General features: G+C 64.9%; 26 protein-coding genes and 1 pseudogene. 4 read left to right on the forward strand and 23 right to left on the reverse strand.

All coding sequences use genetic code 11. From position 1 onward, the window contains the following. Positions 1-202 precede the first annotated feature (202 nt). Complete coding sequence (locus tag ACNQVK_RS30460; RefSeq protein ID WP_276128361.1) at positions 203-1,732, reverse strand: DUF1254 domain-containing protein; 1,530 nt, start codon at positions 1,730-1,732, stop codon at positions 203-205. 409 nt (positions 1,733-2,141) lie between these two features. Here ACNQVK_RS30460 and ACNQVK_RS30465 point away from each other — a divergent pair, with 409 nt between their 5' ends. Further along, positions 2,142-3,611 (forward strand): DUF1254 domain-containing protein, encoded by a 1,470-nt coding sequence (locus ACNQVK_RS30465; RefSeq protein WP_418032492.1) that lies wholly within the window; start codon positions 2,142-2,144, stop codon positions 3,609-3,611. A 75-nt stretch (positions 3,612-3,686) separates the two neighbouring features. Here ACNQVK_RS30465 and ACNQVK_RS30470 read toward each other — a convergent pair whose 3' ends face one another. Beyond that, entirely contained in the window at positions 3,687-3,941 is a 255-nt protein-coding gene (locus tag ACNQVK_RS30470; RefSeq protein WP_418032493.1) for a hypothetical protein, read from the reverse strand. Positions 3,942-3,946: 5 nt separating this feature from the next. Further along, positions 3,947-4,969 carry a glycosyl hydrolase family 28-related protein gene (locus ACNQVK_RS30475; RefSeq protein ID WP_418032494.1) on the reverse strand — a complete coding sequence of 341 codons (1,023 nt, stop codon included), beginning with the start codon at positions 4,967-4,969 and terminating at the stop codon, positions 3,947-3,949. A gap of 92 nt (positions 4,970-5,061) precedes the next feature. On the opposite strand from ACNQVK_RS30475, the gene ACNQVK_RS30480 reads away from it, so the two are divergent. Beyond that, a complete protein-coding gene (locus ACNQVK_RS30480) occupies positions 5,062-6,252 on the forward strand; it encodes a lipase family protein (protein ID WP_418032495.1) in 1,191 nt (396 codons plus the stop codon). Between the two features lie 7 nt (positions 6,253-6,259). Here ACNQVK_RS30480 and ACNQVK_RS30485 read toward each other — a convergent pair whose 3' ends face one another. The 7 genes from ACNQVK_RS30485 to ACNQVK_RS30515 form a co-directional block, all read right to left on the reverse strand. Beyond that, positions 6,260-7,948, reverse strand: coding sequence for an ArnT family glycosyltransferase (locus tag ACNQVK_RS30485; RefSeq protein ID WP_418032496.1), 1,689 nt, complete (start codon positions 7,946-7,948; stop codon positions 6,260-6,262). After that, positions 7,948-9,441 carry a glycosyltransferase gene (locus ACNQVK_RS30490; protein ID WP_418032497.1) on the reverse strand — a complete coding sequence of 498 codons (1,494 nt, stop codon included), beginning with the start codon at positions 9,439-9,441 and terminating at the stop codon, positions 7,948-7,950. The genes ACNQVK_RS30485 and ACNQVK_RS30490 overlap by 1 nt, the downstream gene beginning before the upstream one ends. Further along, a complete protein-coding gene (locus ACNQVK_RS30495) occupies positions 9,438-10,961 on the reverse strand; it encodes a hypothetical protein (RefSeq protein WP_418032498.1) in 1,524 nt (507 codons plus the stop codon). Before ACNQVK_RS30495 ends, ACNQVK_RS30490 begins: the two co-directional genes overlap by 4 nt. After that, complete coding sequence (locus tag ACNQVK_RS30500; RefSeq protein WP_418032499.1) at positions 10,958-12,883, reverse strand: hypothetical protein; 1,926 nt, start codon at positions 12,881-12,883, stop codon at positions 10,958-10,960. The genes ACNQVK_RS30495 and ACNQVK_RS30500 overlap by 4 nt, the downstream gene beginning before the upstream one ends. Positions 12,884-13,042: 159 nt before the next feature. After that, positions 13,043-13,753 carry an anti-sigma factor domain-containing protein gene (locus tag ACNQVK_RS30505; protein WP_418032500.1) on the reverse strand — a complete coding sequence of 237 codons (711 nt, stop codon included), beginning with the start codon at positions 13,751-13,753 and terminating at the stop codon, positions 13,043-13,045. After that, on the reverse strand, positions 13,750-14,313 hold the full coding sequence (sigK, locus tag ACNQVK_RS30510; protein WP_418032501.1) for an ECF RNA polymerase sigma factor SigK: 564 nt from the start codon (positions 14,311-14,313) through the stop codon (positions 13,750-13,752). The genes ACNQVK_RS30505 and sigK overlap by 4 nt, the downstream gene beginning before the upstream one ends. Positions 14,314-14,355: 42 nt before the next feature. Next, positions 14,356-16,071, reverse strand: a complete 1,716-nt coding sequence (locus tag ACNQVK_RS30515) for a cytochrome c biogenesis protein DipZ (protein WP_418032502.1) — start codon at positions 16,069-16,071, stop codon at positions 14,356-14,358. Positions 16,072-16,205: 134 nt separating this feature from the next. On the opposite strand from ACNQVK_RS30515, the gene ACNQVK_RS30520 reads away from it, so the two are divergent. Then, positions 16,206-16,850, forward strand: a complete 645-nt coding sequence (locus ACNQVK_RS30520; RefSeq protein ID WP_418032503.1) for a fasciclin domain-containing protein — start codon at positions 16,206-16,208, stop codon at positions 16,848-16,850. A gap of 73 nt (positions 16,851-16,923) precedes the next feature. On the opposite strand, the gene rpsQ is transcribed toward ACNQVK_RS30520, so the two are convergent. The 11 genes and pseudogenes from rpsQ to rpsJ form a co-directional block, all read right to left on the reverse strand. Then, positions 16,924-17,220, reverse strand: coding sequence for a 30S ribosomal protein S17 (gene rpsQ / locus ACNQVK_RS30525; RefSeq protein ID WP_409550184.1), 297 nt, complete (start codon positions 17,218-17,220; stop codon positions 16,924-16,926). Continuing rightward, positions 17,220-17,453 carry a 50S ribosomal protein L29 gene (gene rpmC, locus ACNQVK_RS30530; RefSeq protein ID WP_217155699.1) on the reverse strand — a complete coding sequence of 78 codons (234 nt, stop codon included), beginning with the start codon at positions 17,451-17,453 and terminating at the stop codon, positions 17,220-17,222. Before rpmC ends, rpsQ begins: the two co-directional genes overlap by 1 nt. Beyond that, positions 17,453-17,869 (reverse strand): 50S ribosomal protein L16, encoded by a 417-nt coding sequence (rplP, locus tag ACNQVK_RS30535; RefSeq protein ID WP_205262643.1) that lies wholly within the window; start codon positions 17,867-17,869, stop codon positions 17,453-17,455. Before rplP ends, rpmC begins: the two co-directional genes overlap by 1 nt. Positions 17,870-17,871: 2 nt before the next feature. Further along, a complete protein-coding gene (gene rpsC, locus ACNQVK_RS30540) occupies positions 17,872-18,705 on the reverse strand; it encodes a 30S ribosomal protein S3 (RefSeq protein WP_409550182.1) in 834 nt (277 codons plus the stop codon). 14 nt (positions 18,706-18,719) lie between these two features. Further along, positions 18,720-19,166 (reverse strand): annotated as a pseudogene (gene rplV, locus ACNQVK_RS30545) (50S ribosomal protein L22); the annotation flags it as partial. Then, positions 19,163-19,444, reverse strand: a complete 282-nt coding sequence (rpsS, locus tag ACNQVK_RS30550) for a 30S ribosomal protein S19 (RefSeq protein WP_029106857.1) — start codon at positions 19,442-19,444, stop codon at positions 19,163-19,165. The pseudogene rplV and the gene rpsS, both read right to left, overlap by 4 nt. Before the next feature lie 21 nt (positions 19,445-19,465). After that, on the reverse strand, positions 19,466-20,302 hold the full coding sequence (gene rplB / locus ACNQVK_RS30555) for a 50S ribosomal protein L2 (protein WP_044516133.1): 837 nt from the start codon (positions 20,300-20,302) through the stop codon (positions 19,466-19,468). Positions 20,303-20,330: 28 nt separating this feature from the next. Beyond that, the gene (gene rplW, locus ACNQVK_RS30560; protein ID WP_044516131.1) at positions 20,331-20,633 is read right to left on the reverse strand and encodes a 50S ribosomal protein L23; all 303 of its coding nucleotides are present in this window, start codon (positions 20,631-20,633) and stop codon (positions 20,331-20,333) included. Then, entirely contained in the window at positions 20,633-21,289 is a 657-nt protein-coding gene (rplD, locus tag ACNQVK_RS30565) for a 50S ribosomal protein L4 (RefSeq protein WP_418032504.1), read from the reverse strand. Before rplD ends, rplW begins: the two co-directional genes overlap by 1 nt. After that, positions 21,289-21,939 (reverse strand): 50S ribosomal protein L3, encoded by a 651-nt coding sequence (gene rplC / locus ACNQVK_RS30570; protein ID WP_044516127.1) that lies wholly within the window; start codon positions 21,937-21,939, stop codon positions 21,289-21,291. The genes rplD and rplC overlap by 1 nt, the downstream gene beginning before the upstream one ends. A gap of 14 nt (positions 21,940-21,953) precedes the next feature. Beyond that, entirely contained in the window at positions 21,954-22,259 is a 306-nt protein-coding gene (rpsJ, locus tag ACNQVK_RS30575) for a 30S ribosomal protein S10 (RefSeq protein ID WP_003883485.1), read from the reverse strand. Positions 22,260-22,785: 526 nt separating this feature from the next. Between rpsJ and ACNQVK_RS30580 the strand changes: the two genes are divergently transcribed. Then, a complete protein-coding gene (locus tag ACNQVK_RS30580) occupies positions 22,786-23,274 on the forward strand; it encodes a hotdog fold domain-containing protein (RefSeq protein ID WP_418032505.1) in 489 nt (162 codons plus the stop codon). Between the two features lies 1 nt (position 23,275). On the opposite strand, the gene ACNQVK_RS30585 is transcribed toward ACNQVK_RS30580, so the two are convergent. Both ACNQVK_RS30585 and ACNQVK_RS30590 read right to left on the reverse strand, forming a co-directional pair. Next, positions 23,276-23,638: a nuclear transport factor 2 family protein gene (locus tag ACNQVK_RS30585; protein WP_418032506.1), complete on the reverse strand. Its 363-nt coding sequence runs from the start codon at positions 23,636-23,638 to the stop codon at positions 23,276-23,278. 5 nt (positions 23,639-23,643) lie between these two features. After that, positions 23,644-25,269, reverse strand: a complete 1,626-nt coding sequence (locus ACNQVK_RS30590; RefSeq protein WP_418032507.1) for a carboxylesterase/lipase family protein — start codon at positions 25,267-25,269, stop codon at positions 23,644-23,646. Between the last annotated feature and the right edge of the window lie 87 nt (positions 25,270-25,356).

The following is a 25,356-nucleotide window of genomic DNA, read 5'->3' on the forward strand; positions in this document are numbered from 1 at the left end:
CAATTCGAGCGCGATTCACCCGAGCTACTCAATTCGAGAAGCCAAATAACGCCACGAACCGTACGTTGCCTAAAAAGGGAATCAGGCAGCAAACAGATAGGTGCCAGATCGCCGCAATTGATGAGAGCGCGGCAGAGCTGTGTGGGACCACTTGTCCGCAAACCAGATTCGAAGGCGCCAGGGCTACGGCACCGCCGCTCTGTCAAACCACTTCGATAGCCGGCGGCTTCCAGGTGCCCTCGGTGATACCCGGCTCGCCCCAGTAGGCGCGGATGTAGAGAGAAAACGGTCCGTTCGGTGCGGGCAGCCAGTTCGACTCATTGTCCGGTCCCGGTGAATTCGCACCGGCATACAGCGTCAGTGACCCATCCGGGTTGCGCTTGAGGTTCTTGTTCTTGGTACCGAGCGAATACCGCTTGAGGTCATTGGGGTGGAACAGGTGCTTGTCGTTGTACAGCGTCAGCGACCAGAATCCCTTGACGGGCGGCTCCTGCCCGGCCGGGAACGTCACCTTGTACGACTTCTCACCCACCATCGGCGCGCCCGTGGCGTCGTTGTCGGTGTAGAAGTACTGCGTCTCGGTGGGCCGGTTGTCGAACATATTCGATCGCGAGGTACCCGTTCGGTCGAAGTAGTCGATACCGAATTGCGCGTTGTTGGTGGAACGATTCCAGCCGTTGCCCGCGGGCCGACCATTGTGAGCCCATTGGAAGAACGGTCCGATGACATCGCGCTCGGTGGCCACAGCGGTGTCCACGAGAACCTTCTTGATGTCGGGATTCTGGTTGGCCGAGTCCAGCACCGACCGCATCTGCGCGTAGAGCGCTTCTTCGCCTGGCAAGGGGGCAACCTGATCCAATATGGTGCCGATCTGATCGAAGAACTGTTCAGGAACAACCCATTTCGTTTCACCGCCGCCGGCATCGGCCGGCGGCCCGGGGATGACGGGAGCCTTGGCCCAATCGGTGGTCTTCATCTTTCCGTCGAAATCGCTGAGTGGATAGATGTCGATCTGGTTGATTACCGATTGAATCGCCGCTCGGTCCTCGGGTGTGTCGTCCATGAACACTCGCGGTATCGCGTTGGCCAACGAGGTGGAGCTCCGGATCACGGCCTGCACGCCGTCGGGGGCGTCCCCCTTCCAGTTCGGTCCGGCCAGTAGGTAGAACCCCGGCTTGGTTCCATAGGGTTTGCCGAGTTCACCGAACTGATCGGTCCGGGCATCGTAGAGCGCGTACACCCAGAACCGGTCGCCGAAATCGGGTACCTGCGCGATCACGGGCTGGTCATCGAGCGAGAAGTACGCCAGCCCGTAGACCACGTCCTGATTGGGGCAGGTCACGAACGTCTCGGCAGGGTCGATGTAGTCGGACAACATGCCAAGCCGGCCTTGCGGGGCGGCCGGTAACACGCCGTTGAGCAGGCCCGGGTGGGGAGCCTGGGTGATCTTGGAGCGCCGATTGAGCATGTTGACCATCGGCCAGCCCCAGACGTAGGCGAACTGGGCGATCGTCTGGGCGTAGCCGGGGAACATCCCGACACCGGAGGCCGGTTGGGTGAGTTTCTCCGCCTGGGCAGGCGCGTTGGGCGCACCCGGCGCCGGCGACGATGTCGAGCCCGAGGTGTCCGCCTCGTCTTTGCCGGTCGAGCATGCGGCCAGCGCCGTGGCGACTCCGGCGGTCGCGGCTGCCAAACCCGCGGTGCGCAACGCGCCGCGGCGCGTCAATTGCACGTCCATATCTCTAACAGTTCCTTCCCGGCTCTGTTCGGATTTTTGTTGAGCAGTCCGCTTCGACCATAGCTGGGCGCTCCATCGATATCGGGAATTCCTTCGGTGAATATGCCTGCGCCCGCAGAACATCCGCGGCGCGTTGGCGGCTCACCCGATTTGGGTGATCTTGGCAAAACAATCGCGCCGAGTTCGGCCTGGCTCAATTCAATTCGATCCACAGATCTACGCGATTCGTCGAGACCCGCACGGTAGTTTCGACACCACACCAGCCCGCCGGAGGGAAGGCGCAGAGCATGGCCTTGGAGTTGAACCGACGAGCAGCACTGCGTACGGCCGGTCTGACCGCGGCAACCGCCGGTGTAGGAGTCAAGGTCACGGCATGCGCCCGCGAGGAAGGCCACAGACTGACATGACGAACCCCGACCGTTTCAAGGCAATCGCCGATGCCCAGTTCAACGGCGGCTACCCGACCGACGACGCCGCGCAGGCGCTGACCGAGGAACTGTATTTTCAACGCGCGGTGCAGTGCTACCTGTGGGCACTGCCTGCGGTGAACATGTACGCCATGAAGAAGGGCCTGGGTGCGGTCGCCGGGACCGGCTACAACGTGATGTCGGTCTACGAGAAGCGCCTCAAACCCAACACGGTCATCACCACACCCAACTCCGATGTCATCTACTGCATGGGGTTCGCCGACCTGAGTGAGACCGGGCCGTTGGTGTTGGAGGCACCGCCGAAGATCCAGGGGTTGATGGACGACTTCTGGCACCGCCCGCTGACCGGGCCCAAGATCGGTGACGTCCAGTACCTCGGTGACATCGGCATCCCCGGCCCCGACAAGGGCAATGGCGGCAAATACCTGGTCCTGCCCGCCGGGGAGAAAATCGACGAACTCGGAATCGACCCGAAGGAGTACTTCATCTACGAATGCCCCACCAACGGGGTATTCATCTTCCAGCGAGGCTTCTTCCAGTCGGTCGATGACCTGTCGCCAGGGGTGAAGGCGGTCGAAGGGCTCGTGGTCCGGCCCCTCAAGGGCGAGGCCAAACCGATGAAGTTCCAGCATGTCTCCGACCTCCCGGCCAATGCTCTGTTCGCGCACGACGCCGGCTACTTCGACATGCTCAATGAACTGATCCAAAGTGAGCGGATCGATTCCGTCGATCCCTACATGCACGGCACGCTGGCCGCGCTGGGTATCGCCAAGGGCGCCGAGTTCGCCCCCACCGAGCGCCAGCACGAACTGCTCGAGCAGGGTGCTCACACCGCGTGGAAGATGGCAAAGAACATCGCCGCACACTTCGATCAGGAGGAAAATGCGCTGTGGTGGGAGGACCGCCACTGGGTGGCGCATGCCAAGACCGAGCTCGACGACTTCTGGCACACCCTGCTCGACGAACAGTTCCGCGACCGCAAGACGGGCTACACCGACGTCAATGCCAAGGCGCACATGTTCGTCAACGCGTATTCGATCAGCACCGGGATGATGTCCTCGATCGTCGGATTCGGTGCCAAATATGGTGCGGCCTATAAGGACAGCAACGGCGAGTACCTTCGTGGCGAGAACATGTACACCATCGACCTTCCGGCCAACCCGCCGGCCAACATCCTGTGGTCGGTCACGGTGTATGACGCCGAAACAGCCTCCGGGGTGGACGTACCGGGCCAGACATATCCGTCATTGAACTCGATGAACGACCTGGAGTTCAACGGCGACGGCTCGGTCACGTTCCACATCGGACCGAATCCTCCTGAGGGTGCCAAGAACTGGCTGAAGACGACCCCAGGCAAAGGCTGGTTCAGCCTGATCCGGTGGTACGGGCCCAAAGAGGAATTCTTCGACCACAAGTACAAGCCGGGCGATTTCGTCAAGCAATAACACTGGCCGCCCGGCAAGCACACGATCACCGTCGGACTTCAACCGGACAGCCTCCGGCACTCAGCACTGCGCCAGTTACACGGTCCACCAACTCGCTCCGTCAGAGATCAGATCGACGGCCGCACCGTTGGTGAGGATGAATTCGGCACCACCGTCGATCATCTGCCGTCTAGTGGCGCTCAACGTCGCGTCGGCACCGGAAATGTTCTTCACCGTATAGCGGCAGGTATTTCCCTGCGCTGTAGGCAATCTGGCCACCGAGGCCCCTGCGGCGAGCAGATAGACGTACTCGGCGCCCGGAGAGCTCTCGAAAGTACCGGCGCCGGACAACGTGATCACCAAGCGCTGTGACGGCGTCCGGTTACCCGATGTATTGCCCGCGACGCCGACGTTGCGGCCCTCAGCCCGAACCGGAGCGACACGGTATCCGTTGTTGTCCCACTGGTTTCCGGAGATCGCGAGGTCATCGACGTACTGGGCGTCCACCGCATAGCTCCAGCCTGCCCCCTCGTCGGTGTTGGCGATGTAATTGCCGGTGACGTTGAACCCCTTGGTCCGGTGTTCGGCGTCGACCGAATAGATCCCGATCGCCGGATATTCACCGGGGCACCTTTACCGCCGTTGGTGATGTTGTTGCCGACGATGGCGATCTGTTCGTCATCGGACTCCAGCCACGACGGCATGGTGAAGACGATGGCTTCTCTCCGCGCGCCCTCACAGATGTTGCCGATGATCGTCATTTGCTTGTTACCGCGCAGCTCGATGTTGTTCTTCGGCGCCCCGTCGAGGTGGTTGGCGAGGATGCGCACCGGCCCGGCCTCGATCGACAGGTTGGGGCCTGTCGATCCGATGTTGTTGTTCACGATCCACGAATCGAAGAACCGATAGGTGGTGTAGATGCCGTAGCCGGTGGCCTGTTCGATGAAATTGTCGTCGATCCAGTTCAGCAGGCCCTCGGTGTTGGTGTTGAGCCGCATGCCGTAATCGGTCCAGCCCGCGATCCAACAATGCCTGACATAGCTCTTGTCCAAGTCGACGTCGAATCCCGGTGAACCCTGAGAGTTCGCATCTATCTTGAGGTTCTCGATTCGGCATTCGATCCAGCGTCCGCTGATCGGCGCGACATCGGCCGTCACCCGCAATCGAGCAGCGCGTTCACCTGCGCCGAGGAGGCAGATGTGGGCGAAGCCATCGTCGCCGTTACCGATCGAATCCGACAACGCGTATTCACCCGCCGGGAAGAACACCGTGCCACCACCGGCGTCAGTAGCTTCGCGAACAGCGCTCATCACGGCCGCGTAATCGTCGGTCGTTCCGTCCCCGGTGGCGCCGTGCGACGTCACATCGATCACAGACATGGTGCCCAATCTGCCAGACCTCACCCACACCCCGATGAAAAGATGGAGGCTGCCCGCCGACCAGCTACGGATCACCAGGTAGGGGACGTCCGATGTTTCGAGTCACTGTTCTGCTGTCAGTTGCCCTCGCAGTGCTCACGGCGTGTGGCGGATCGCCGACCCAGGGCTCGGCCGAAGACCCCGACAGCGCCGGCCACGTCGTCTCCGATGCGCCCCTGGACAACCTGGTGCCGGCGCTGCGCGACGCGAGCGCGCAGGCCAGGGTCATGACGTACGCCTCGCGCAACGGTGTCAACGATGCGGTGTCTCACGTGACGGGCACGGTATTCGTACCCAAGGGCAACCCACCGGCGGGGGGCTTCCCGGTGGTGGCCCTGGGGCACTCGGCCACCGGAACGTCGGCGGACTGCGCACCGTCGCTGTCACCCGACCTGCGCGGCGAGGCGACGACGGTGGTGGCCCTGCTGAACGCCGGTTACGTGGTCACTGTGCCCGACTACCAGGGCCTGGGAAAACCGGCCAAACCAGACGATTACGACTTCCACCCATATCTGGACTCGACAACGGCCGGCTACAACGTGATCGACGCAGTACGGGCAGCCCGGACGATCGTGCCGAACGCCTCCACATCATGGGCTGCACTGGGCGCTCGCGAGGGTGGGCAAGCCACCTGGGCCGCAAACGAACTCATCGACAACTACGGCTACGACCTCAAGCTGGTCGCCACCGCGTCCCTGGCGCCGATGGCGAACATCGACGCCCTCGCGGACGGGGCGATGGCAGGCACCCTGAACACCGATCAGAAACTGGCCTATGTCGCCTACCTCGCCGCGTTGAAAGACCAGTACTACTACGACTTCGAACTCGACGACTACCGTCGTGGTGCCGCCCAGGAGAATTGGGACACCCTGCTCGGATGCAAGGACGAAGCGCAACGAAAGTCCCTGGCAGACAAGCTGAGTGCCGATGATCTGCGGCCCGCCAATCCTGAAGCGCTGAAGACTCTGCGCGGCTACCTCCAGAAGACGAATCTGCCGCAAGGGCCCACGAAAGCCCCCATGTATGTCATCTACGCCGGCAAGGACTCGGTGATCCCGGCTGCTTCGACCGAGCGGGCGCTCACCGAAGCCTGCAAGATGGGTGACGGCATCCAGATCGCCTTCTGGGCCGAAGCGACACGCGAGCAGGTCCAACCCGCCGCGGCGGTGGGCTGGCTCAACGATCGGATGAAATCGGTCCCGGCAGCCAATGATTGCCCGGCGTTCACCGCGGCCCACCCTTGATGACCGGTTATCTCCTGCCGACGGGTTCGTTCACCCGGTAGAGCCGCCAATCCGGCTGGCCGTCACCGTCATTGGGAACCTCCAGCTCAAGGGTTGCCACCTCGGCACCCGTGTCGTACAACGTCGGGTAGCGCACATTGAGCGCATCCGATGTGCCGCGCCCGGTCGCTGGAACCGCAAGCAGATATCTGACCCCGTTGGCGGTCGGATCATTGAGCAACTCGGTGAAATCCGGGTCTGACGGAATCACGAAAACCTGCGGCCGGCTCGATGCGGCCAGGATTCCGAACCCGTAAACCGTATCGGTGATCACCGAGCTGTCCGGCAGGTCGAGATTCTCCAGGTACTGGGCGATATCCCGCTCGGTTTTGAACGTCCGGGCGATCTGGTGCTCGATCGCCTTCCGCTCGGTCACGTTGTACGGATCCGGATTCAGCACCGCACCGAGCCCGTATTCCTGTGGCGCGTATTTGGGTTGAGCCATACCGAGCATCGTCACCGGGATACCGAGGGCGACCGTCGCGGCAACGGCGACATACGGTGCGGCGGACCTGGATTTCACCGGTTCGACAGTCGGAGCCGGCGGCGCATATCTGCCCCTGCGCGTCGGCGTCCTGAAGGCCCCGTCCGGAACCCCGAGCATCGCCATGGTCACGCACAGCGGTATCGCGATGATGAAGAACCGCAGGAACGGGAACGTCGATCCCGATGCGTAGCTGTACGACTGGAACACCAGCACCGCACCGAACAACGCGACAGGCACGATCAGCATCTGCCAGTTCGGCCGCCCCCATCGCTGCATGAACGCCCACAGCGCCAGCGGGAGCATGGTCGGGGCCAGCAGCATGATGCAGACCGCGGCGAAAACCATTCCGTCGAACAGATTCGGCGCCGTCTGCCCGGATTGTTCAAGAATCGCCGTGTTGCCGTACTGCGAGGTGAACTGCGCGAACGCCTCGCCGGTGATCAGCCAGCCGGCGGCCGCCCAGCCGAGGAACGCCAGAAACCCGGGGCCGCTGACGATCAACATGTCCAGAAAGGCGCGCCGCAACCGGGGCGGCGGTTTGGCCCGAAGATACGTCGTGATGGCCACCAGGAACCCGGCTGCCGCCACGCAAGCGGCTGCGTCGTAACGGGTCAGGTAGGCCAACCCCATCGCGATACCGCCCGCGGCGACGAGGTGGTGAACATCGTCGTCGACCATCCACAGGATGAGCCGGCGCACAGCCCATGTCATGAAGAATACGAACGGCGCTTCGCTCATCCCGTTGGAACCGTAGAAGACGATCATCGGATTGAGCGCGAACAACAGGGTGAGCGTCACCGAATATGCCCGGGGCAGACCACGATCGGCGCCCATACTGAACATCTGCACCGCGGCGCCGGCCATGAAGGTCGCCGACATGATCGTGCCTGCGAACGCCCGGCCGGCGATATCCGGCCACACCGCGCCCAGCGCGACCGCCGGAATCTGCACCATGGCGGCCACCGGGGTGAAGATGAACCCGAGGGCAGCCAGGTGCGGATCACGGCTGAACAGCACCGACTGCGTTGCCACCACCCGTGACAACGTGTCGCCCATGATGAACCCGTGCTGGACCTGCAGCCAGTGTCCGACTGCGAGATAGACAAAGAGCATGGCGACGAAGATCGTCAGCTTGAGCCTGAAATCCGACCGGCCGGCCGCCGCTGGCATCACGCCGAGGAGGCCATCTGCTCGTGGGCAGCCTTGTCCTCTGGACGCTCGGCCAGCCCGTGAAAGGTCTTCTCCCAGAACGACGGCTGCCTGATCATCTGGTAGGCACCCTTGGCGGCTGCGATGCTCATCATCAGCCAGAACAGCGGCACGCTCAGCGCGGCGAGCAGCAGATCGGATCGATCGTCCTCCCGCAGGGCGATCATGTTCATGTACATGACCGTGAAGTTGCCGATGATCATGGCGAACAAGGCCGGAAAGTAGATCAGCGGCGGGAACACCGAGCCGACGACGTCCGGCTGCCCCAGGAACCACAACACGGTGATGAACCAGAACAAAAGGTTCAGGACCGCGATGATGGGGGTACCCGCCAGCACCAGGTTGAACCGGACGAAACCGCGCAATCCCAACGTGCGGTACAACTTCACCGGCTCACGGGTGTGTACCAGCCAGGTCTGCAGGTAGCCCTTGTACCACCGGGAGCGCTGGCGGATCCAGTTGATCACGTCACTGTTGGCCTCTTCGAGGGTGTACGAGTCGATGACTGCGGTGTGATAGCCGTTCGAGGCGATGCGCAGACCCAGGTCGGCATCTTCGGTGACGTTGAACGGATCCCAGGCGCCGATCTTCCGCAGGATGTCACGGCGGAGGTGATTGGAGGTGCCGCCCAAGGGAATCGGCGATGTGCTCACCATCATGCCGGGCAGCAGATAGCCGAACCACAGTGCGTACTCGGCAGTGAACCAGGCCGTCAGCAGATTCTGATGGCCGTTGTGATAGACCAACTTGGCCTGCACACATGCCACGTTGTCGGGCAGGTCGCGGAAGGCCGCCACCACACGACGCAGCTGCAGCGGCTCGGGCAGATCTTCCGCGTCGAAGATCGTGACGATGTCGCCGGTGGCGAAATGCAGACCGTAGTTGCACGCCTTGGGTTTGGTGCGCGGTTCGGCGGGCGGCACCAAAAGGATGGTGATGACATCGGATTCACCACAGGCCTTCGCGGCGTCGATCGTCACCTGGTCGTCGGCTTCGAGCAGCAACAGAACCTGGATGCGGTCTCTGGGGTACTCCAGCGCATCCATCGCCGCGATGAGGTCGGCGACCACCTCCGGTTCGTTGTAGGCCGGCACCAGGATCGTGTACGCCGGGAGATCGCCATCGGGAATCGCCCGCGCCACGTCATCGGGGATGACGATGGGACGCGACGCCAACCCGCGCTTGAAGATCAGCACCCGGTCGCCGAGGGTCAGAAGGTAGGCCAGCGTGCACAACCCGATGAGCGTCACCGTGGTCTGCAGGGGCCGCCAGATACCCACGGCGATCACAATCGCCAGCAGGCCCCACAGCACCGGCTTCTGCCAACCGATCAACGGTTTGGACGCCGAATGAACGGGATCGTCCTCACGCAACCCGTTGATCGCCCGGTTGAGCGCGTAATCACGCTGCTCGGCGGTGACGGTCTCAGGGGCGAATGTCTCGTCGAAAGTCATTGACCGGCACCTTTCACGAACTGCGCCGCCACCAGGGCCCGGCCGAATTCCGTGAGCAGCTCGGCGTCCTTGTACGCCGGCCTGCGCTGCACCAGAACCGAATTGCCGCGGAACAGCACGGTGAACAGGTTTCGCAGTGTCGAAACCAGGCCCCGTTGCGGATCGGGGAACGGCGCGTCGGGCAGATGGTTGTCCACCGCGAAGATGTCGACAACCTGGTCCTCATTGTGGTCGCCCCAGGCGAATCGCAGTACGTCCCAGCTCACCAGTAGCCGGTCGTCGATCGCCGAGAAGAGTTCCCCCCTCACCCCATGGCCGAGATCGACCGGTTGGGGTCTGCTGAGCCGGGTCCCGGTGGTGTCATAGAGCACCTGCCCGGGATACGCGTCGAAGGAGAACGGCAACTCGCTGACGATGCTGTCCACCATGAGGTTTCGCCGCGCCGACAATTTGTCGAACCGCGGGTCGCCGACGTCCGCGGTCATCCGCTGACGGATGAGTACGGCTTCGTCGCCGTAATACCGTTTCACCCCGGTGTATCGCTGCTCGCCGGTGATCGACCATCCCGGTGGTGGCACCAGCCGCGTGCCGGGCGCCAGATCATACGGTGCGCTGCGGCTGATCACCGTGGCGCTCCGCTGGTATGGCAACGGCATGAACGCGAGGGCGACCGCGACCGCGACCACCAGTGGAACCGCGGTCCAGATCTGTTTGGCAGCAAGTGGTTCGATCTTGCGGTCGAGCAGCTTCTTTGGTTGTCCGCGGCGCGCGTACAGAAATGCCGCGATGCCCACCACGACGATCGACGCGAGTGACGGAATCATCTGATAGACGATCACCGGCGCATGCGGCCACAGTTTGTCGATCACGAAGAGGATCACGAAACCGAATGCGAATGCGACGAGCGCGCCGACCACCGCACGCTTGCGGGTGCGGCCCACCGCGATCGCGGTGGCCGCCGCCGCGATCAACAGCGTCCCCACGCCTGCGGCGAAGTTTCCGCCGCCCAGCGTGATGACGACCACCTGATAGGGCAGCGCGGATATCAGCGATAACAGCACCCACACCCAACCGAACCGGGCCACCGGACGCACGCCGAACAGCACGAGAGCACTGCTGACCATGAACAGCCAGAGCGCCAGAAGATCCAGCCGCATCAAGTGGAAGAACTCCGAGTACCGCTTGAGCAGAACCCCCTGCACCATGAGCGCAAGACCCAGCCCGATCACCCCGACGATGATGTCGGTCTGCCGGTCATGGATCGGCAGCTCGGTACGACGCCGGAAGTTCACTCCGACTGCTGCGAGGGCGGCAGCGATCGGGACCATCCAGACATAACCGATGAGACCACCCTCCAGGGTGGTCTCAATCAGGTTGCGCAGACTCGCACGGAATGCCACCACCGTGAGCACGGCGATGAGCGCCCAGCGCGCCACCAGCCGGACCGTGGGAGGTAAGCCGAACCACCACTGCGCCAGCCGGTCCCAATCGCGCCGGGTGCCCTGCAGCGTCGTCGTCACGACTGTCCCCGGGACCGCCCACGCCATGCGACCAGCCCGGCACCCAGCGCCGCGAGTATCACGACCCCGGCACCGACCCGCAGCCGTAGCGACTTGTGATCAGCAGCCGCAGCGCTTTCGGGGCCCGCAGCGGGAGTGGTCAGGGTGAAGGGATCGCGCCCCGGCATCGCGAGCACGGCATTGCCGGACAAGCCGGACCATCGCGGCACATCGCTCCCCAGCCAGCCCAGCAGCCGGTCCAGCTCCCCGGGAGCCTCGCTGGAGGTGGCGATCAGCACCGAGCGGCCGCCGGTGTAGACGGTCTGCAGTGACCCGAAGCCCACCTTCGGATCGAGTGTCAAAGTCGACGAGTTCCCTGACCCGTCAACGTTTTCGACGGTGATCAGACCATCGGAATTCACGGCGACGGGCAGCGTGATCCGGTCGTCGTTCCAGCCGTCGGCACTGATCAGCAATGCGGGGTTGGGCGAGGCGACGGCGTCGGCCAGCGAACGGACCTCGGCGTCGAAGGGGCGCGAGCTCAGGCGCTGCAGCCCCGTCAGGATCTGAACCGCTCGGCGCAGGTTGGCGAATCCCGGGTCCATCCCGACCGCCACCCGCGGCATGAGAGCCTGTGGCAACGACTGGAACCCTGTTGGGACAGGAGGTTTGGCCAGCTTGCTCTCGACCGGGGTTTCGCCGTCGATGGTCAAGGTGATCGGCTGGAACTCGCCGCATCGACCGGTGTTGCCTGCCGCATCGATCGCGATATCCACATTGGTGTAGCGCTGCAGCTGCCAGTCCGGCACGTCGACCCACCGGTCGATCCGGCCGTCGGCCGCGGTCGGCCAACGATCGATCGTCTGCCCACCGATGCTGACCACCACCTGGCCGGCGACGCTCGCAGGCAGCGGGGTGTACGAACCCTGCAGATGGACCCGGACGTCGTGGACCGCTCGGCCCAGCCGGGTCTGATCCAGCGGAACCGTGACGCGGGGATTCACCAGGGCCGTGGCGTTGACGCCGGGCTGGCCGAGCTTACGGATCGTGGTGTGGTCACTCGGCAGCTGCGGAGTGTTGGACAGCGGTCCCACGACGGCCTTCGACTGCACGGCAAGTTTCGAGATGTCACTGGACAGCAACCGGGCCTGGTTGGTGACCTCTCCCGCGGGACCTGAAATGAGCAGGGCCGGAACCGCATTGGGGCCCAGCAGGCTCAGCCCGGGTGCATCTCCCTCGCGCACGATCACCTGCCGCTCCAGCGGCTGCGGCGGCGCAACCGGACCGCCATCGGTCGTCACGACGTCGACGGAGGGACGTTGCAGGCCGTACCGGGCCACCACAGCCGTCGCGATCCGGATCGAGGCGTCGGCTTCTGATTGCGACGGATTCGGCGGGACGAACAGCGTGAGCTTGCTCAGTACCGGCGGCAGGAAGTCGGCGATCACCGTCGGGGGTTGTTCCGCACCGGTGAATCGAACGTCGCTGTTCAGCAGCCGCAATGGGTTCGTGGGGTCGTACGCGCAATAGCCGTCGGGCATCGTCAGGTAGCTGTTCAACTGCACGGTCAGGGCGTTTTCCACCACCCGGGCACCGGTCAGGGGAATCGTGATGGGCGCCTGATCCGGCGGCAGCGGAACGCGCGACACAACGCGTTGGTCCTGTGTCACCTCAAGGGTGCCTCCGCGGGTGTTGACCGGCAGTTGCACCGTCGCGGCCAGCTCGGCGGGAATCAGTCCACGCGGTACCGGAATTGTGAGGGTTTGTGAGCCCTGAATTCCGTACAGCGCGATATCCGAATTCACCCCGAGGGTCCGCAGATTAAGCGTCGGAGAGTTCACCAGTGAGACGTCATCTTCTGGAGCGGCACTCGCCACAGCAGGCAGGGTAGTTCCGGCAACGATCATCGCGGCGGCGAGCAGCGGCAATATCCGTGCAGTCACCCGATGCAGCTTATGCGGCTATTGCCGACATGTCGGGACGAACTGAAATAGTTATGCGCCGCGCGTCCCCGAGGCGAAACAATCAAGATCGAATGAATTTGCTGACAGTTCGAGTGCCGGGAAAGCGCTGTCGAAAGCTACCCGATGTCGTCAGAGCTCTCATTCGCCCGTTCGATCGCGACTTACGTCAGCGAAAAGCCGGGCCACCATCTCCCCCGTCGGCTGCGGCGACCCGCCGTCGGGCTCCATGGTGAACGCCAGCGCGGTCGAATCCCCCAGATCCCGCACCATGGCGGTGGTCGACGGCAGCATGGGCGGCATCATTCCCGCCGACTTCGGCCCCTGATCGGTCATCAGCCACATCTGGTAGACCATCCCGGGAGGTGCTGGTGCCGCGTTGTTCATCACCAGGACACCGGTCCGCTCGTCACGCGAGTACACGAACGTCGCGGTGCCACCGTCGCTCAGTTGCCCGGTCGCCGTGCGGACGTCGCCTGCCGAAAACACCTGCTCGGCCGAGGTCGGGGCACTCGCCGGCCGCAGCGCCAGCCCTGCTCCGAAGCCGCCCGCGCCGACCACCAGGGCGGCGGCGGCCGCCACCAACCCTGTGCGCCAACGCAACCGGTCACGGTGCGGGCGCTGGGAAACCGCGAGTGCGCGCCGGCGCAGGGACGCCGGCGGAGCCGTCGCCGTCGTCGATGACGCGATCGCCATCGACTCGCGCACCACACGCACCTCAGCGCGGAACGCCTCGGCGATCTCAATGGGAGCATCGGCCAGCCGGCGTTCGATGTCGACGCGCTCGGAGTCGGAAACCGCGTCCAACGCGTATGCCGTCGCCAGGCTCGGCAACTCGGAATCGCTGGTCATGTCACCCCCAGACAATCACGCAGCCTGCGCAGTCCGTCTCGCATGCGGGTCTTGACGGTGCCCAGACTGGTCGACAGCCGTTCGGACACCTGCGGGTAGGTCAGTCCGTCGTAGTAGGCCAGTTCGATGGCCTGCCGCTGCAGATCGGTGAGGGATCCCAGGCAATCGGCCACCTGGCGCTGCTCGTCGGAGCGGATCGCCGAGTCGGCGACCACGTCGGTGTCGGATTGGGCGCTCAGCGCGACGTAACGCGCCTCGCGCCGGCTGGAGGCCACCTCGGCCCGCACCCGATCCACCGCGCGGCGATGCGCCAAGGTCATGAGCCATGCGAGCGCCGAACCTTGCTCCGGGTCATAGTCCGCGGCGCGGCGCCACACCTGGGCGTAGACGTCCTGCGTGGTCTCCTCGCTGTAACCGGGATCGCGCAGTATCCGGATGATCAATCCGTATACCCGCGCGCTGGTGGCGTCGTACAGCCCGGCGAACGCCTCGGCGTCGCCGCGGGCCACCCGGCGCAGCTGCGCGTCGAGTACGTTGCTCACGTCCGGCGTACGTGCCATCGATCGGTAGCCTAGCGCCGAGTCGGCGGTGGTCATCGCCGGTCACCCGTAGGTGAACGAGAAAGCTTGCAGCCCTTGGCTCAACCGAACCTCGATCTCGCCACGATGCAGGTCGCGATCGTTGACGATCTGACGCAGGGTGGGCGGTCCGCTGACCGGCACGGTGGTCGTCTCGCCGCCCCGCAGCACGGTCACGGTGCCCGTCCCACCCACCACGAGATAGACCTGCTTGGCCTGGTAGTTGAGCTTGATGGCCGAACCAGAGCCTTGAGCTGTCGCACCCTGGTAGTCCAGGCGCCACGGCCCTCGTAGCGCGAACGAGTCGGCGGGGAGGCTCTTCGGATAGTCGAATGCCATGTCGCCCTCGTCGTACATCCCCTCACCGGCGTAGTTGATCTCCTTGCCGACTCCGAGATAGGTCTCGGGCGTGAGTGCCGACGTCGGCGTCACGTCGGGCGAGTTCACGGGGGGCGGCAACGCCGTGTTCTTGGCGTCCATGAGCAACTCGCGAATCAACCGCTCGGTGTCGTCGTAGCCTCCCTCGCCGAACTTCACATGCCGTACAACGCCATTCGCATCGATCAGGTATTCGGCCGGCCAGTAGCGATTCTCGTAGTTCGTCCAGGTCGAGTACGAGTTGTCCAGAGCGACCGGATAGGTGATGCCGAGGTCGGCCGCACCCTTGGCCACGTTGCCGGGAACCCGCTCGAACGCGTACTCGGGTGTGTGCACACCGATCACGGTCAGACCGGAGTCCTGGTATCTGTCGTACCAGTCGACGACGTGGGGAATCGCCCGCTGGCAGTTGATGCACGAGTACGCCCAGAAGTCGACGAGCACCACCCTGCCGCGCAGCGACTTGAGGTCGACGGGCGCGCCGTCAGGGGTGTTGAGCCAACCGGTGATACCGGTGATATCCGGTGCGGGACCGCAGTTCTGGAGTTCCGCCGCGCCTTCTGGACAATTCGACAACTCCCCGCTGCCGGTCGGGCTCAGCCGGTCTTGGACCTCGCCCGCGGTGGCCACCCGGTCCTGCAACCCGCTGGTGTAATCCGGGATCGCCCGCTGCAGCTTCGCCGGCACGTTGGCGGCCAACGCCACCGCGAAAACCAGCATCACAATTCCCCCGACCAGCCGGATCTTGCGCTGCTGACGGCGGAAAGCGTTCACTCGCTCGACAACCCTACGTCCCGCGAGGGCGAAGGCGAGCAACGGAAGCGCGGCGCCGATCGCGAACGACAGGGTCAATGCAACGGTGTTGGCGCCTATCGACCCGGTCGCACCGGCGACCACGATCGCCGCGAGAACCGGGCCCGCGCACGGCACATACAGCACGCCGAGCGCCAGCCCCAGTCCGAAACCACTACTCCCCGAACCGAACTGCTTCTGCGGAATACGGCTGAACGGCTTCTCCAGCAGCTGCTCGAAGCGCGGGAAGATCAGGCCCAACCCGATCAGGGTCAGGGCCACAAGGCCCGCCCAGCGCAGCGCGTCCTGAGGGAGGTGCAAAAGCTGCAGCAGCGCCGAGCCGACCAGGGTCACCACGCTGAAACTCAGCACCAGGCCGACGATCACCCGATACGGGCGCAGCGTGTCGGCCAGTGTCGGTTTCGTCGCGACGATCGTCGTGCCGTTCGATTCGGTGACGCGCGCACTCTGCGCACCGGAGAAGAAGATCACGGGCAGTACCGGCAGGATGCACGGCGAGATGCCGGTGACGAGTCCGCCGAGGAATCCGACGAGCACCAAGGTGTACATGCCCGGGTATTCGGCACCGCCGCTCTTCCGGATTGGTCGAAATCAACACCCATCCGGATTCGCGTCCGCTCCGAATACCCAACGACCGAGAAAGTGACGGCGATCACCGTCAACCACCCGCAGGGAGTCGGAAAATGTTGATTCTTCAATACAAGTTGGCCGCGGTGGCGGGACTGTCCGCTGCTGCGCTGTTCGCGCTGCCCGCCTGCTCGAACGACACCGCACGGTCCGCACCGGCCACACCGGAGTCCACGAGCGCGCCGGCGATGGCCGCCGACCCGGCGTCAGACCTGGTGGGCCCGGGTTGCGCGTCGTACGCGGAGAAAGTGCCGTCGGGCCCCGGGTCGGTGGTCGGGATGGCGCAGGATCCGGTCACCGTCGCCGCGTCGCACAACCCGCTGTTGACGACGCTGACCTCAGCGTTGTCCGGAAAGTTGAATCCCAACGTCAACCTGGTGGACACCCTCAACGGAGGTGAGTTCACCGTATTCGCGCCCACCGACGACGCATTCGCCAAGATCGACCCGGCCACCATCGAGAAGCTGAAGACGGACTCCGCGATGCTGACCAAGATCCTGACGTACCACGTCGTGCCGGGGCAGGCCAGTCCCGCCAAGGTGGTCGGCAGCTGGCCGACCGTGCAGGGTGCATCCGTGACGGTGACCGGCTCTGGCGACGCGCTCAAGGTCAACGACGCATCGGTGGTGTGCGGCGGAGTCCACACCGCCAATGCCACCGTCTATCTCATCGACACGGTGCTCATGCCGCCCACCGGTTAGCCCGATACACGAAAGTGCCCCAAACCCGAAGGTTTGGGGCACTTTTCAGTCTGCTCGCGCGGAACAGAGAAGGCTACTTGGCCTTCTCCAGCACCTCGACCAGCCGCCACCGCTTGGAGGCCGACAGCGGCCGGGTCTCCATCAGCGAGACGCGGTCGCCGATGCCGGCGTCACCGTTCTCGTCGTGCGCCTTGACCTTCTTGGTGGTCCGGATGATCTTGCCGTAGAGCGGGTGGCTCTTACGATCTTCCAGCTCGACCACGATGGTCTTCTGCATCTTGTCGCTGACCACGTAGCCGATGGCGGTCTTGCGACGGCCGCGCGGCGTTTCGGTGGCCGGCGTGTGCTTCGGGCCCTTAGTCTCTGCCATTAGCTTTCCTCACCAACGGGCCCGGAAGCCAGGCCCAGTTCACGTTCACGCAGCACGGTGTAGACCCGTGCGATCTCCTGGCGCACGACGCGCAGCCGGCGGTTGTTGGCCAGCTGACCGGTCGCCATCTGGAAGCGCAGGTTGAACAGCTCTTCCTTCGACTCGCGCAGCTTGTCCTTCAACTCGGTGTCGGACAGTTCGCGCAGTTCACCAGGCGTAGTTCCCACTGCCATCAGAACTGCTCCTCTCGACTCACGATGCGTGCCTTGATCGGCAACTTGTGGATTGCGCGAGTCAGCGCTTCCTTGGCGATCTTCTCGTCGGGGTAGCTGATCTCGAACAAAATGCGACCCGGCTTGACGTTGGCGATCCACCACTCCGGCGAACCCTTACCGGAACCCATGCGGGTCTCGGCGGGCTTCTTGGTCAGCGGGCGGTCCGGGAAGATGTTGATCCAGACCTTGCCGCCACGCTTGATGTGCCGGTTGATGGCGATACGAGCGGACTCGATCTGCCGGTTGGTGATGTAGGCGTGGCCGAGGGCCTGGATGCCGTAGTCACCGAAGCTCACCTGCGTGCCACCGCTGGCGATGCCACGCTGCCGTGGGTGATGCTGCTTACGGTGCTTGACCTTGCGGGGAATCAGCATGATTAGTTCTCCGTGCTCTCAGCTGCGGGCGCCGGAGCGGCCGCGGCCTCGGTTGCGGCCGGTGCATCGTCTCCGGTCGCGGCGCGGCCGGCCTCGGTGCTCGTCGCCGTGGTGCCCGACGCACCGCTACGACGCGGCCGGGTGCCCGACGGACGCTCACGACGCGGCCGGTCACTGGCCGGCGCGGCGGCGGTGAGCTCACGCTTGCCACCGACGATGTCGCCCTTGTAAATCCAGACCTTCACGCCGATGCGGCCGAAGGTGGTCTTGGCCTCGTAGAGGCCGTAGTCGATGTCCGCACGCAGCGTGTGCAGCGGAACCCGACCCTCGCGGTAGAACTCCGAGCGGCTCATCTCAGCACCGCCGAGGCGGCCCGAGCACTGCACCCGGATGCCCTTGACGTTGGGCTGACGCATGGCCGACTGGATCGCCTTGCGCATCGCGCGACGGAACGCCACGCGGTTGCTCAGCTGCTCCGCGACACCCTGGGCGACGAGCTGAGCCTGCGACTCAGGGTTCTTCACCTCGAGGATGTTGAGCTGAACCTGCTTGCCGGTCAGCTTCTCCAGGTCGGCGCGGATGCGGTCGGCCTCGGTGCCACGGCGACCGATGACGATGCCGGGACGCGCGGTGTGGATATCAACGCGGACCCGGTCTCGGGTGCGCTCGATCTCCACGTCGGCGATGCCGGCGCGCTCAAGACCAGTGGCCAGCAGACGCCGGATGGCGACGTCTTCCTTCACGTAGTCCTTGTACTGCTTGTCGGCGTACCACCGGGACTTCCACTCGGTGGTGATACCGAGCCGGAAACCGTGGGGATTGATCTTCTGGCCCACTACTCCGAGCCTCCCTTCGTCTCGGCCGTGCCCTTCGCGGCGGCGGCCTTGCTGCCCTGAGCGCGACGGCTACGCGCGGAACCTGCGGCGGCCTTCTGCTTGGGCGGACGGCTCTCCACGATCACGGTGATGTGGCTGGTGCGCTTGCGGATCCGGAACGCACGCCCCTGGGCACGCGGACGGATGCGCTTGGCGGTCGGCCCCTCGTCGGCGGTGATGGTCGCAACCACCAGCGTCGTCGGGTCCAGACCGTCGTTGTTCTGCGCATTGGCGGCAGCGCTGGCGATCACCTTGGCGACCGGTTCGCTGGCAGCCTGCGGCGCCCACCGCAAGATGTCGAGGGCTTCCTCGACGCTCTTGCCGCGGACCAGATCGATGACACGGCGGGCCTTGCTCGCCGAGACGCGCACGAAGCGCGCCTTCGCCTGTGCAGACGGGTATTCAGTGACTGTGGTACTCATCGCCGCTTGCTCTTCCGGTCGTCCTTGATGTGACCCTTGAAGGTGCGCGTCGGGGCGAATTCGCCGAGCTTGTGCCCGACCATCGCCTCCGTGACAAACACCGGGACATGCTTGCGGCCGTCATGCACCGCAAACGTGTGCCCGATGAAGTCGGGGAGGATGGTCGACCGACGCGACCAGGTCTTGATGACCTGCTTGCTGTTCTTCTCGTTCTGAACGTCGACCTTCTTGAGCAGATGGTCGTCGACGAACGGACCCTTTTTGAGACTACGAGGCATCGCTGCTACTCCTTCCGCGGCCTAGCGCTTCTTGCCGGTGCGCCGGCGACGGACAATGAGCTTGTCGCTCGGCTTGTTGGGCTTGCGGGTGCGGCCCTCGGGCTTGCCCCACGGGCTGACCGGGTGGCGGCCACCGGAGGTCTTGCCTTCACCACCACCATGCGGGTGGTCAACCGGGTTCATGACGACACCACGGACGGTCGGGCGCTTGCCCTTCCACCGCATACGGCCGGCCTTGCCCCAGTTGATGTTGGCCTGCTCGGCGTTGCCCACCTCGCCGACGGTGGCGCGGCAGCGCACGTCGACGCGACGGATCTCACCGGACGGCATACGCAGCGAGGCGTAAGTGCCTTCCTTACCCAGCAGCTGGATGCTCACACCGGCCGAACGGGCCAGCTTGGCACCGCCACCGGGCCGCAGCTCCACAGCGTGGATCACGGTGCCGGCGGGGATGTTGCGCAGCGGCAGGTTGTTGCCGGGCTTGATGTCGGCGTTCGGCCCCTGCTCGATGACGTCGCCCTGCTTCAGACCCTGGGGCGCGATGATGTAACGCTTCTCGCCGTCCAGGTAGTGCAGCAGCGCGATGTTCGCGGTGCGGTTCGGGTCGTACTCGATGTGAGCGACCTTGGCGTTGACGCCGTCCTTGTCGTGGCGACGGAAGTCGATGAGGCGGTATGCACGCTTGTGGCCGCCACCCTTGTGCCGGGTGGTGATGCGGCCGTGCGCGTTACGCCCACCGGTGCCGTGCAGCGGACGGATGAGCGACTTCTCCGGAGTCGAGCGAGTGATCTCGGCGAAATCGGAGACGCTCGAACCGCGACGACCCGGGGTCGTCGGCTTGTACTTGCGAATTCCCATATCAGTTAAATCCTCTTAGTTCCCGGCGTTACGCCGGGGCTCCGAAAAGTTCGATCGGCTTGCTGCCGGCGGCCAGGGTGACGATGGCGCGCTTGGTGTCCTTGCGCTTACCGAAGCCCGAGCGGGTGCGCTTGCGCTTGCCCTGCCGGTTGGCCGTGTTCACCGAGCTCACCTTGACGTCGAAGATCTTCTCGATGGCGATCTTGATCTGCGTCTTGTTGGAGTCCGGGTGCACGACGAACGTGTACACGTTGTCCTCGATCAGCCCGTACGACTTCTCCGAGATGACCGGGGCCAGGATGATGTCGCGGGGGTCTGTAATTGTTGCCATCAGACCGACGCTCCTTCTTTTTCGTCCTTGGTGTTCGCCGAGATGTACGCGTTCAGCGCCTCGACGCTGAACACCAGGTCGTCGGCATTGAGCACGTCGTAGGTGTTGAGCTGATCCGGCGAGATCACGTGCACACCGGGCAGGTTGCGGACGCTCTTGAGCCCGACCTCATCGGTGCGACCGATGACGATGAGAACCTTCTTGTTCTCGGTCAGCGAGCTCAGGAACGCCTTGGCGCTCTTGGTCGACGGATTCTGACCCTCGACCAGCTCGGTGATCGCGTGGATCCGCTCGTTGCGGGCCCGGTCCGAGAGCGCTCCGCGCAGGGCGGCGGCGATCATCTTCTTCGGGGTCCGCTGGCTGTAGTCGCGCGGCTGCGGGCCGTGCACGACGCCACCACCGGTGAACTGCGGCGCGCGGGTCGAGCCCTGACGAGCCCGGCCGGTGCCCTTCTGGCGGTACGGCTTCTTGCCGCCACCGGAGACCTGCGCGCGGGTCTTCGTCGCGTGCGTGCCCTGGCGCTTGGCGGCCAACTGTGCGTTGACGACCTGGTGCATCAGAGCGATGTTCGGCTCGACGTCGAACAAAGCGGCGGGCAGCTCGACGGAACCGTCCGTCTTTCCGGCCGGCGTCTTAACGTCAATCTTCAAAGTCATTACTTCTCGCCTCGCTTGATTGCGCTGCGGACAACCACCAGACCACCGTTGCGTCCGGGGATGGCGCCCTTGATGAGCAGCACGCCGTTCTCGGCATCGACCTTGTGAACCTTGAGGTTCTGCGTGGTCACCCGGTCGTGGCCCATACGGCCCGACATCCGGGTGCCCTTGAACACGCGGCCCGGGGTGGCGCAGCCACCGATCGAGCCGGGGCGACGGTGCACCGCCTGGGCGCCGTGCGAGGCGCCCTGGCCGGCGAAGCCGTGACGCTTCATGGTGCCGGCGAAGCCCTTGCCCTTGCTGGTGCCGGTCACGTCGACGTAAGCACCGTCGGCGAAGATCTCGGCGGTCAGCTCCTGGCCCACCTCGTACTCGGCGGCTGCAGCCTCGTCGACCCGCAGCTCAGCCAGGTGGCGGCGCGGGTTGACACCCGCGGCGGCGTACTGGCCGGTGACGGGCTTGTTGACCTTGCGCGGGCTGATCTCGCCATAGGCGAGCTGCACGGCGCTGTAGCCGTCGCGCTCGGGGGTACGGATAAGGGTCACCACGTTGGGGCCGGCCTTGACGACCGTCACCGGGACGACTTTGTTGTTCTCGTCGAACACCTGCGTCATGCCCAGCTTGGTGCCCAAAATGCCTTTTCTAGCCATTTTTCTCGGGTCTCCTACTGGATGTTGACGTCGACACTGGCCGGCAGATCGATGCGCATGAGCGCGTCAACCGTCTTCGGCGTCGGGTCGAGGATGTCGATCAGTCGCTTGTGGGTGCGCATTTCGAAATGCTCCCGCGAGTCCTTGTACTTGTGCGGCGACCGAATGACGCAGTACACGTTCTTCTCGGTCGGCAGCGGCACAGGGCCGACCACGCTGGCACCGGTACGGGTGACCGTCTCGACGATCTTGCGCGCCGAGGCATCAATGGCCTCATGGTCGTAGGCCTTGAGCCTGATGCGGATCTTCTGTCCCGCCACGCTTCTCCTACCTCTACTTCGTACATCGGCCGGCCGTATCGAAGCACCGATGGGGAATCCCATCGAAGCTCCGTCGGGCCTGGTGCCCGGCGCGGGTTACGCCGAGAGTTGCCGCCGCTGTTTACCTGTCTGTGGTCCACCGGCCCCCGCGGTCGGGCGTGTCGCCTTCGCGCACACTTTCTCGCCCTGAAAATTCAGTCGCGATCTAGTGTTGGGACCGGATGCGCCCGTGGGGGCGCGGGTCGGATGCCCGGCCAGGAATACCCGGCGCAAGGCAACCCGAACAGTATGCCTTAGATCCGGGCGTCCTCCAAATCCGCGATCGAGCAGGTCGGGGCCTGTCGGTGCGGCCGGGAAAAACGGTGTCCGAGTTCCGGCTTTCCAGGGGATTTCGGCGCACCTCCGGGCTCGCCGCCCGCGTTTGTAACGTGAGGGCGGAAAAAGTCGCCGCCGAGCGCCACCACGTTACGAACGCGACCCGATCACACTCAGGGCCCGGAACTTACTTTTGAGTAAGGTATCGCGCATGACGCAGTCGCCCACGAGGACACCCAGCGCCACCTATAGAGCATGGAAGAAGTTGTCACCGCTACCCGGCGGCAGCTGGGCGTTCTCCGCCGCCGCCATGGCCCGGGTGCCCTACTTCGCGTCGATCCTGCCGCACGTGGTGCGCATGGAACCGGGGCTGGCCGAGGTGACGGTGCCCAAGTGGTTCTACGTCTACAACCATCTGCACACCGTGCACGCCATCGCGTCGTGCAACGCCGCCGAGATGGCGATGGGCATGTTGATGGAGGCCACCGTGCCGACGACGCACCGCTGGATCCCCAAGGCGATGAACGTGCAGTACCTCGCGAAGGCGACAACCTCGTTGCGTGCCACCGCGGAGCTCGCACCGCCGGATTTCGGCGCGATCACCGAGGGCACCGACGTCGTGGTGCCCGTCAGCATCACCGACCGGCACGGCGTGGAAGTGGTGCACGCCGACATCACCACCTGGGTCACGCCGGCCTAGGTCACAGACCCTGGTCCAGATAGGTGCCGTGTCCTTCGCGCACCAGGGCGCCGTCGAACAGCAGCACCTCGTTGACCAGTCCGCCACGCTGATTGCGGTAGTGGATCACCAGAGCCGATTCGCCGCGATAGGTGCCCAGCACCTCGAAATGCAGGTCCGGCATACCGGCCAGGGCCGTCGTCCAGTAATGACGCAACGATTCCTTGCCCCGCACCACTCCCCGGGTCTCTGGGAACATGCGCGCCGCGACCGGCGAACTGAACATCACGTCGTCGTGAAAATGGGCCAGCACCGCCTCGACGTCGTGGGCGTTCCACGCATTCACCCATTCTTCGGCGAATGCCTGCGGATCCGGTGTCGCCATCGAGTTCACTTCTCCCTCAGCCCCGCCCAGAACGGGCATTGATGAACGTGCGCATAGCCATTGTCGACGCGACTGCCGTCGGCCTGCAACGACATTCGGGTGGGCGTGCCCGAGCCGTCGAACTCCGGCCAGTCCGGTTGGCCGTCGACCGCGGGATCACCGGTACGCACGAAGGCGCTCCAGTAGTCGATCATCTGATCCGAGAGCTGTTGCTGCGCCGGGTTCAACGGGGGCGCCCCGCCGACGTCGAACAGATAACGAAGCTCCAGCGAGTGACTGGCCCCGACCGGGAACGGCAGTGTCCGCATGACCTCCGGTGCGGGCGCTGAGCGATCGTTGAACTCGTAGGCGTAGACCGGACCGGTGCGGGACAGCTCACCGGCCATCCGGTCCGACACGCAGGCGAAGGCGCCGTCGGTAACGGCCGCCGAATATGCCTGCGCCACACCGCCGTAGCGATCAATCGGGTAGTGCGCATCCACGGCCGCGGCATCGGCGCCGAAGGTGTCGGCCAGCAACTGCGGGTAGTCCCCGGTCGTGTAGCGCTGCCCATGCCGCAGATAGCGCAAGGCCACGAAGAGCGTGAACTCATCGCGCGTGGTGCCGATCAACACCGGCACCCGTTCGGACCGGTCGGTGCCGAACGCCGTCAGCGGCGGTTGGGGAATCAGTGCCGATCCGGTGACCGGGCCGGTCAGCTCGTCACTGCCGATATTGAAGTACCAGACCGGCTTTCGCAGTGCATCCACCGGGAGCGCGCGCAGGCAGGTGCCGGCGGTCGCGGGGTCGGGACATCCGGCGGCGGCGGCGTATTCGAGGGACCGGGGGGTCGCGGCAGCGAGATCGGCCTGAGCCTGGCACGGGGCGCTCATCAGGATCGCGGCGCGGAACAACCCCGCCGAGCCCGGCGACACCAGATGGTCACACACCGACATGCCGCCCGCGGATTCACCCGCGACAGTGACCTTTTCCGGATCGCCACCGAAATCGGCGATGTTGTCCCGCACCCACCGCAGCGCCGCCTGCTGATCGGCCAAACCGTAGTTGCCGACGTCCCCACCGGCCCCCAACGCCGGATGGGCGAGGAAGCCCAGGGTGCCGAGCCGGTAGTTGACCGTGACCACGACAACGCCGCCGCGCGCGGCCAGTCGCCCCGCGTCGTAGATGTCGCCGCTGCCGCCTGCGAACGCGCCGCCGTGGATCCACACCATGACGGGCCGCTTCTCCTCCGAGACCGGCGGGGTCCAGACATTGAGGCTCAGGCAGTCCTCGGCCGAGTTGGCTCCGCGTTCGGGATCTGAATCGGGGTCCTGGATGCAGCGCGGGCCGGGGTGGGTGGCGTCGCGCTCCCCCGGCCATCCCGGTGCGGGAGCCGGTGCGGCGAACCGCATCGTCCCCACGGGCGCCGCGGCATACGGAATCCCGGCGAACAACCGGTGGTCGGATACCACTGCGCCGCGCAGGGTTCCGGCTGCGATCCGGACCACGGCCGGGTCCGGCCCCTGGGCGTGACCCTGCGCGGGACCCGGCGGATGGCCGGGCCTCACCGCCTCACCGCCACCACGCACACAGCCTGCAACCAGCATCGCCAGCATTGCCAGCAACGCGACAGCGCGCCGCCCCGACCGCATGGCTGCGAGCGTACGGGGCGGATCGCAAGAATCGCCTCCCTTACGTGTCGCCGATCACATATGGTTGTAATTGACACCCGTCAAGTA

Origin of the sequence: Mycobacterium sp. 134, from assembly GCF_048282715.1 — a bacterium.
Lineage (GTDB): Bacteria > Actinomycetota > Actinomycetes > Mycobacteriales > Mycobacteriaceae > Mycobacterium > Mycobacterium septicum.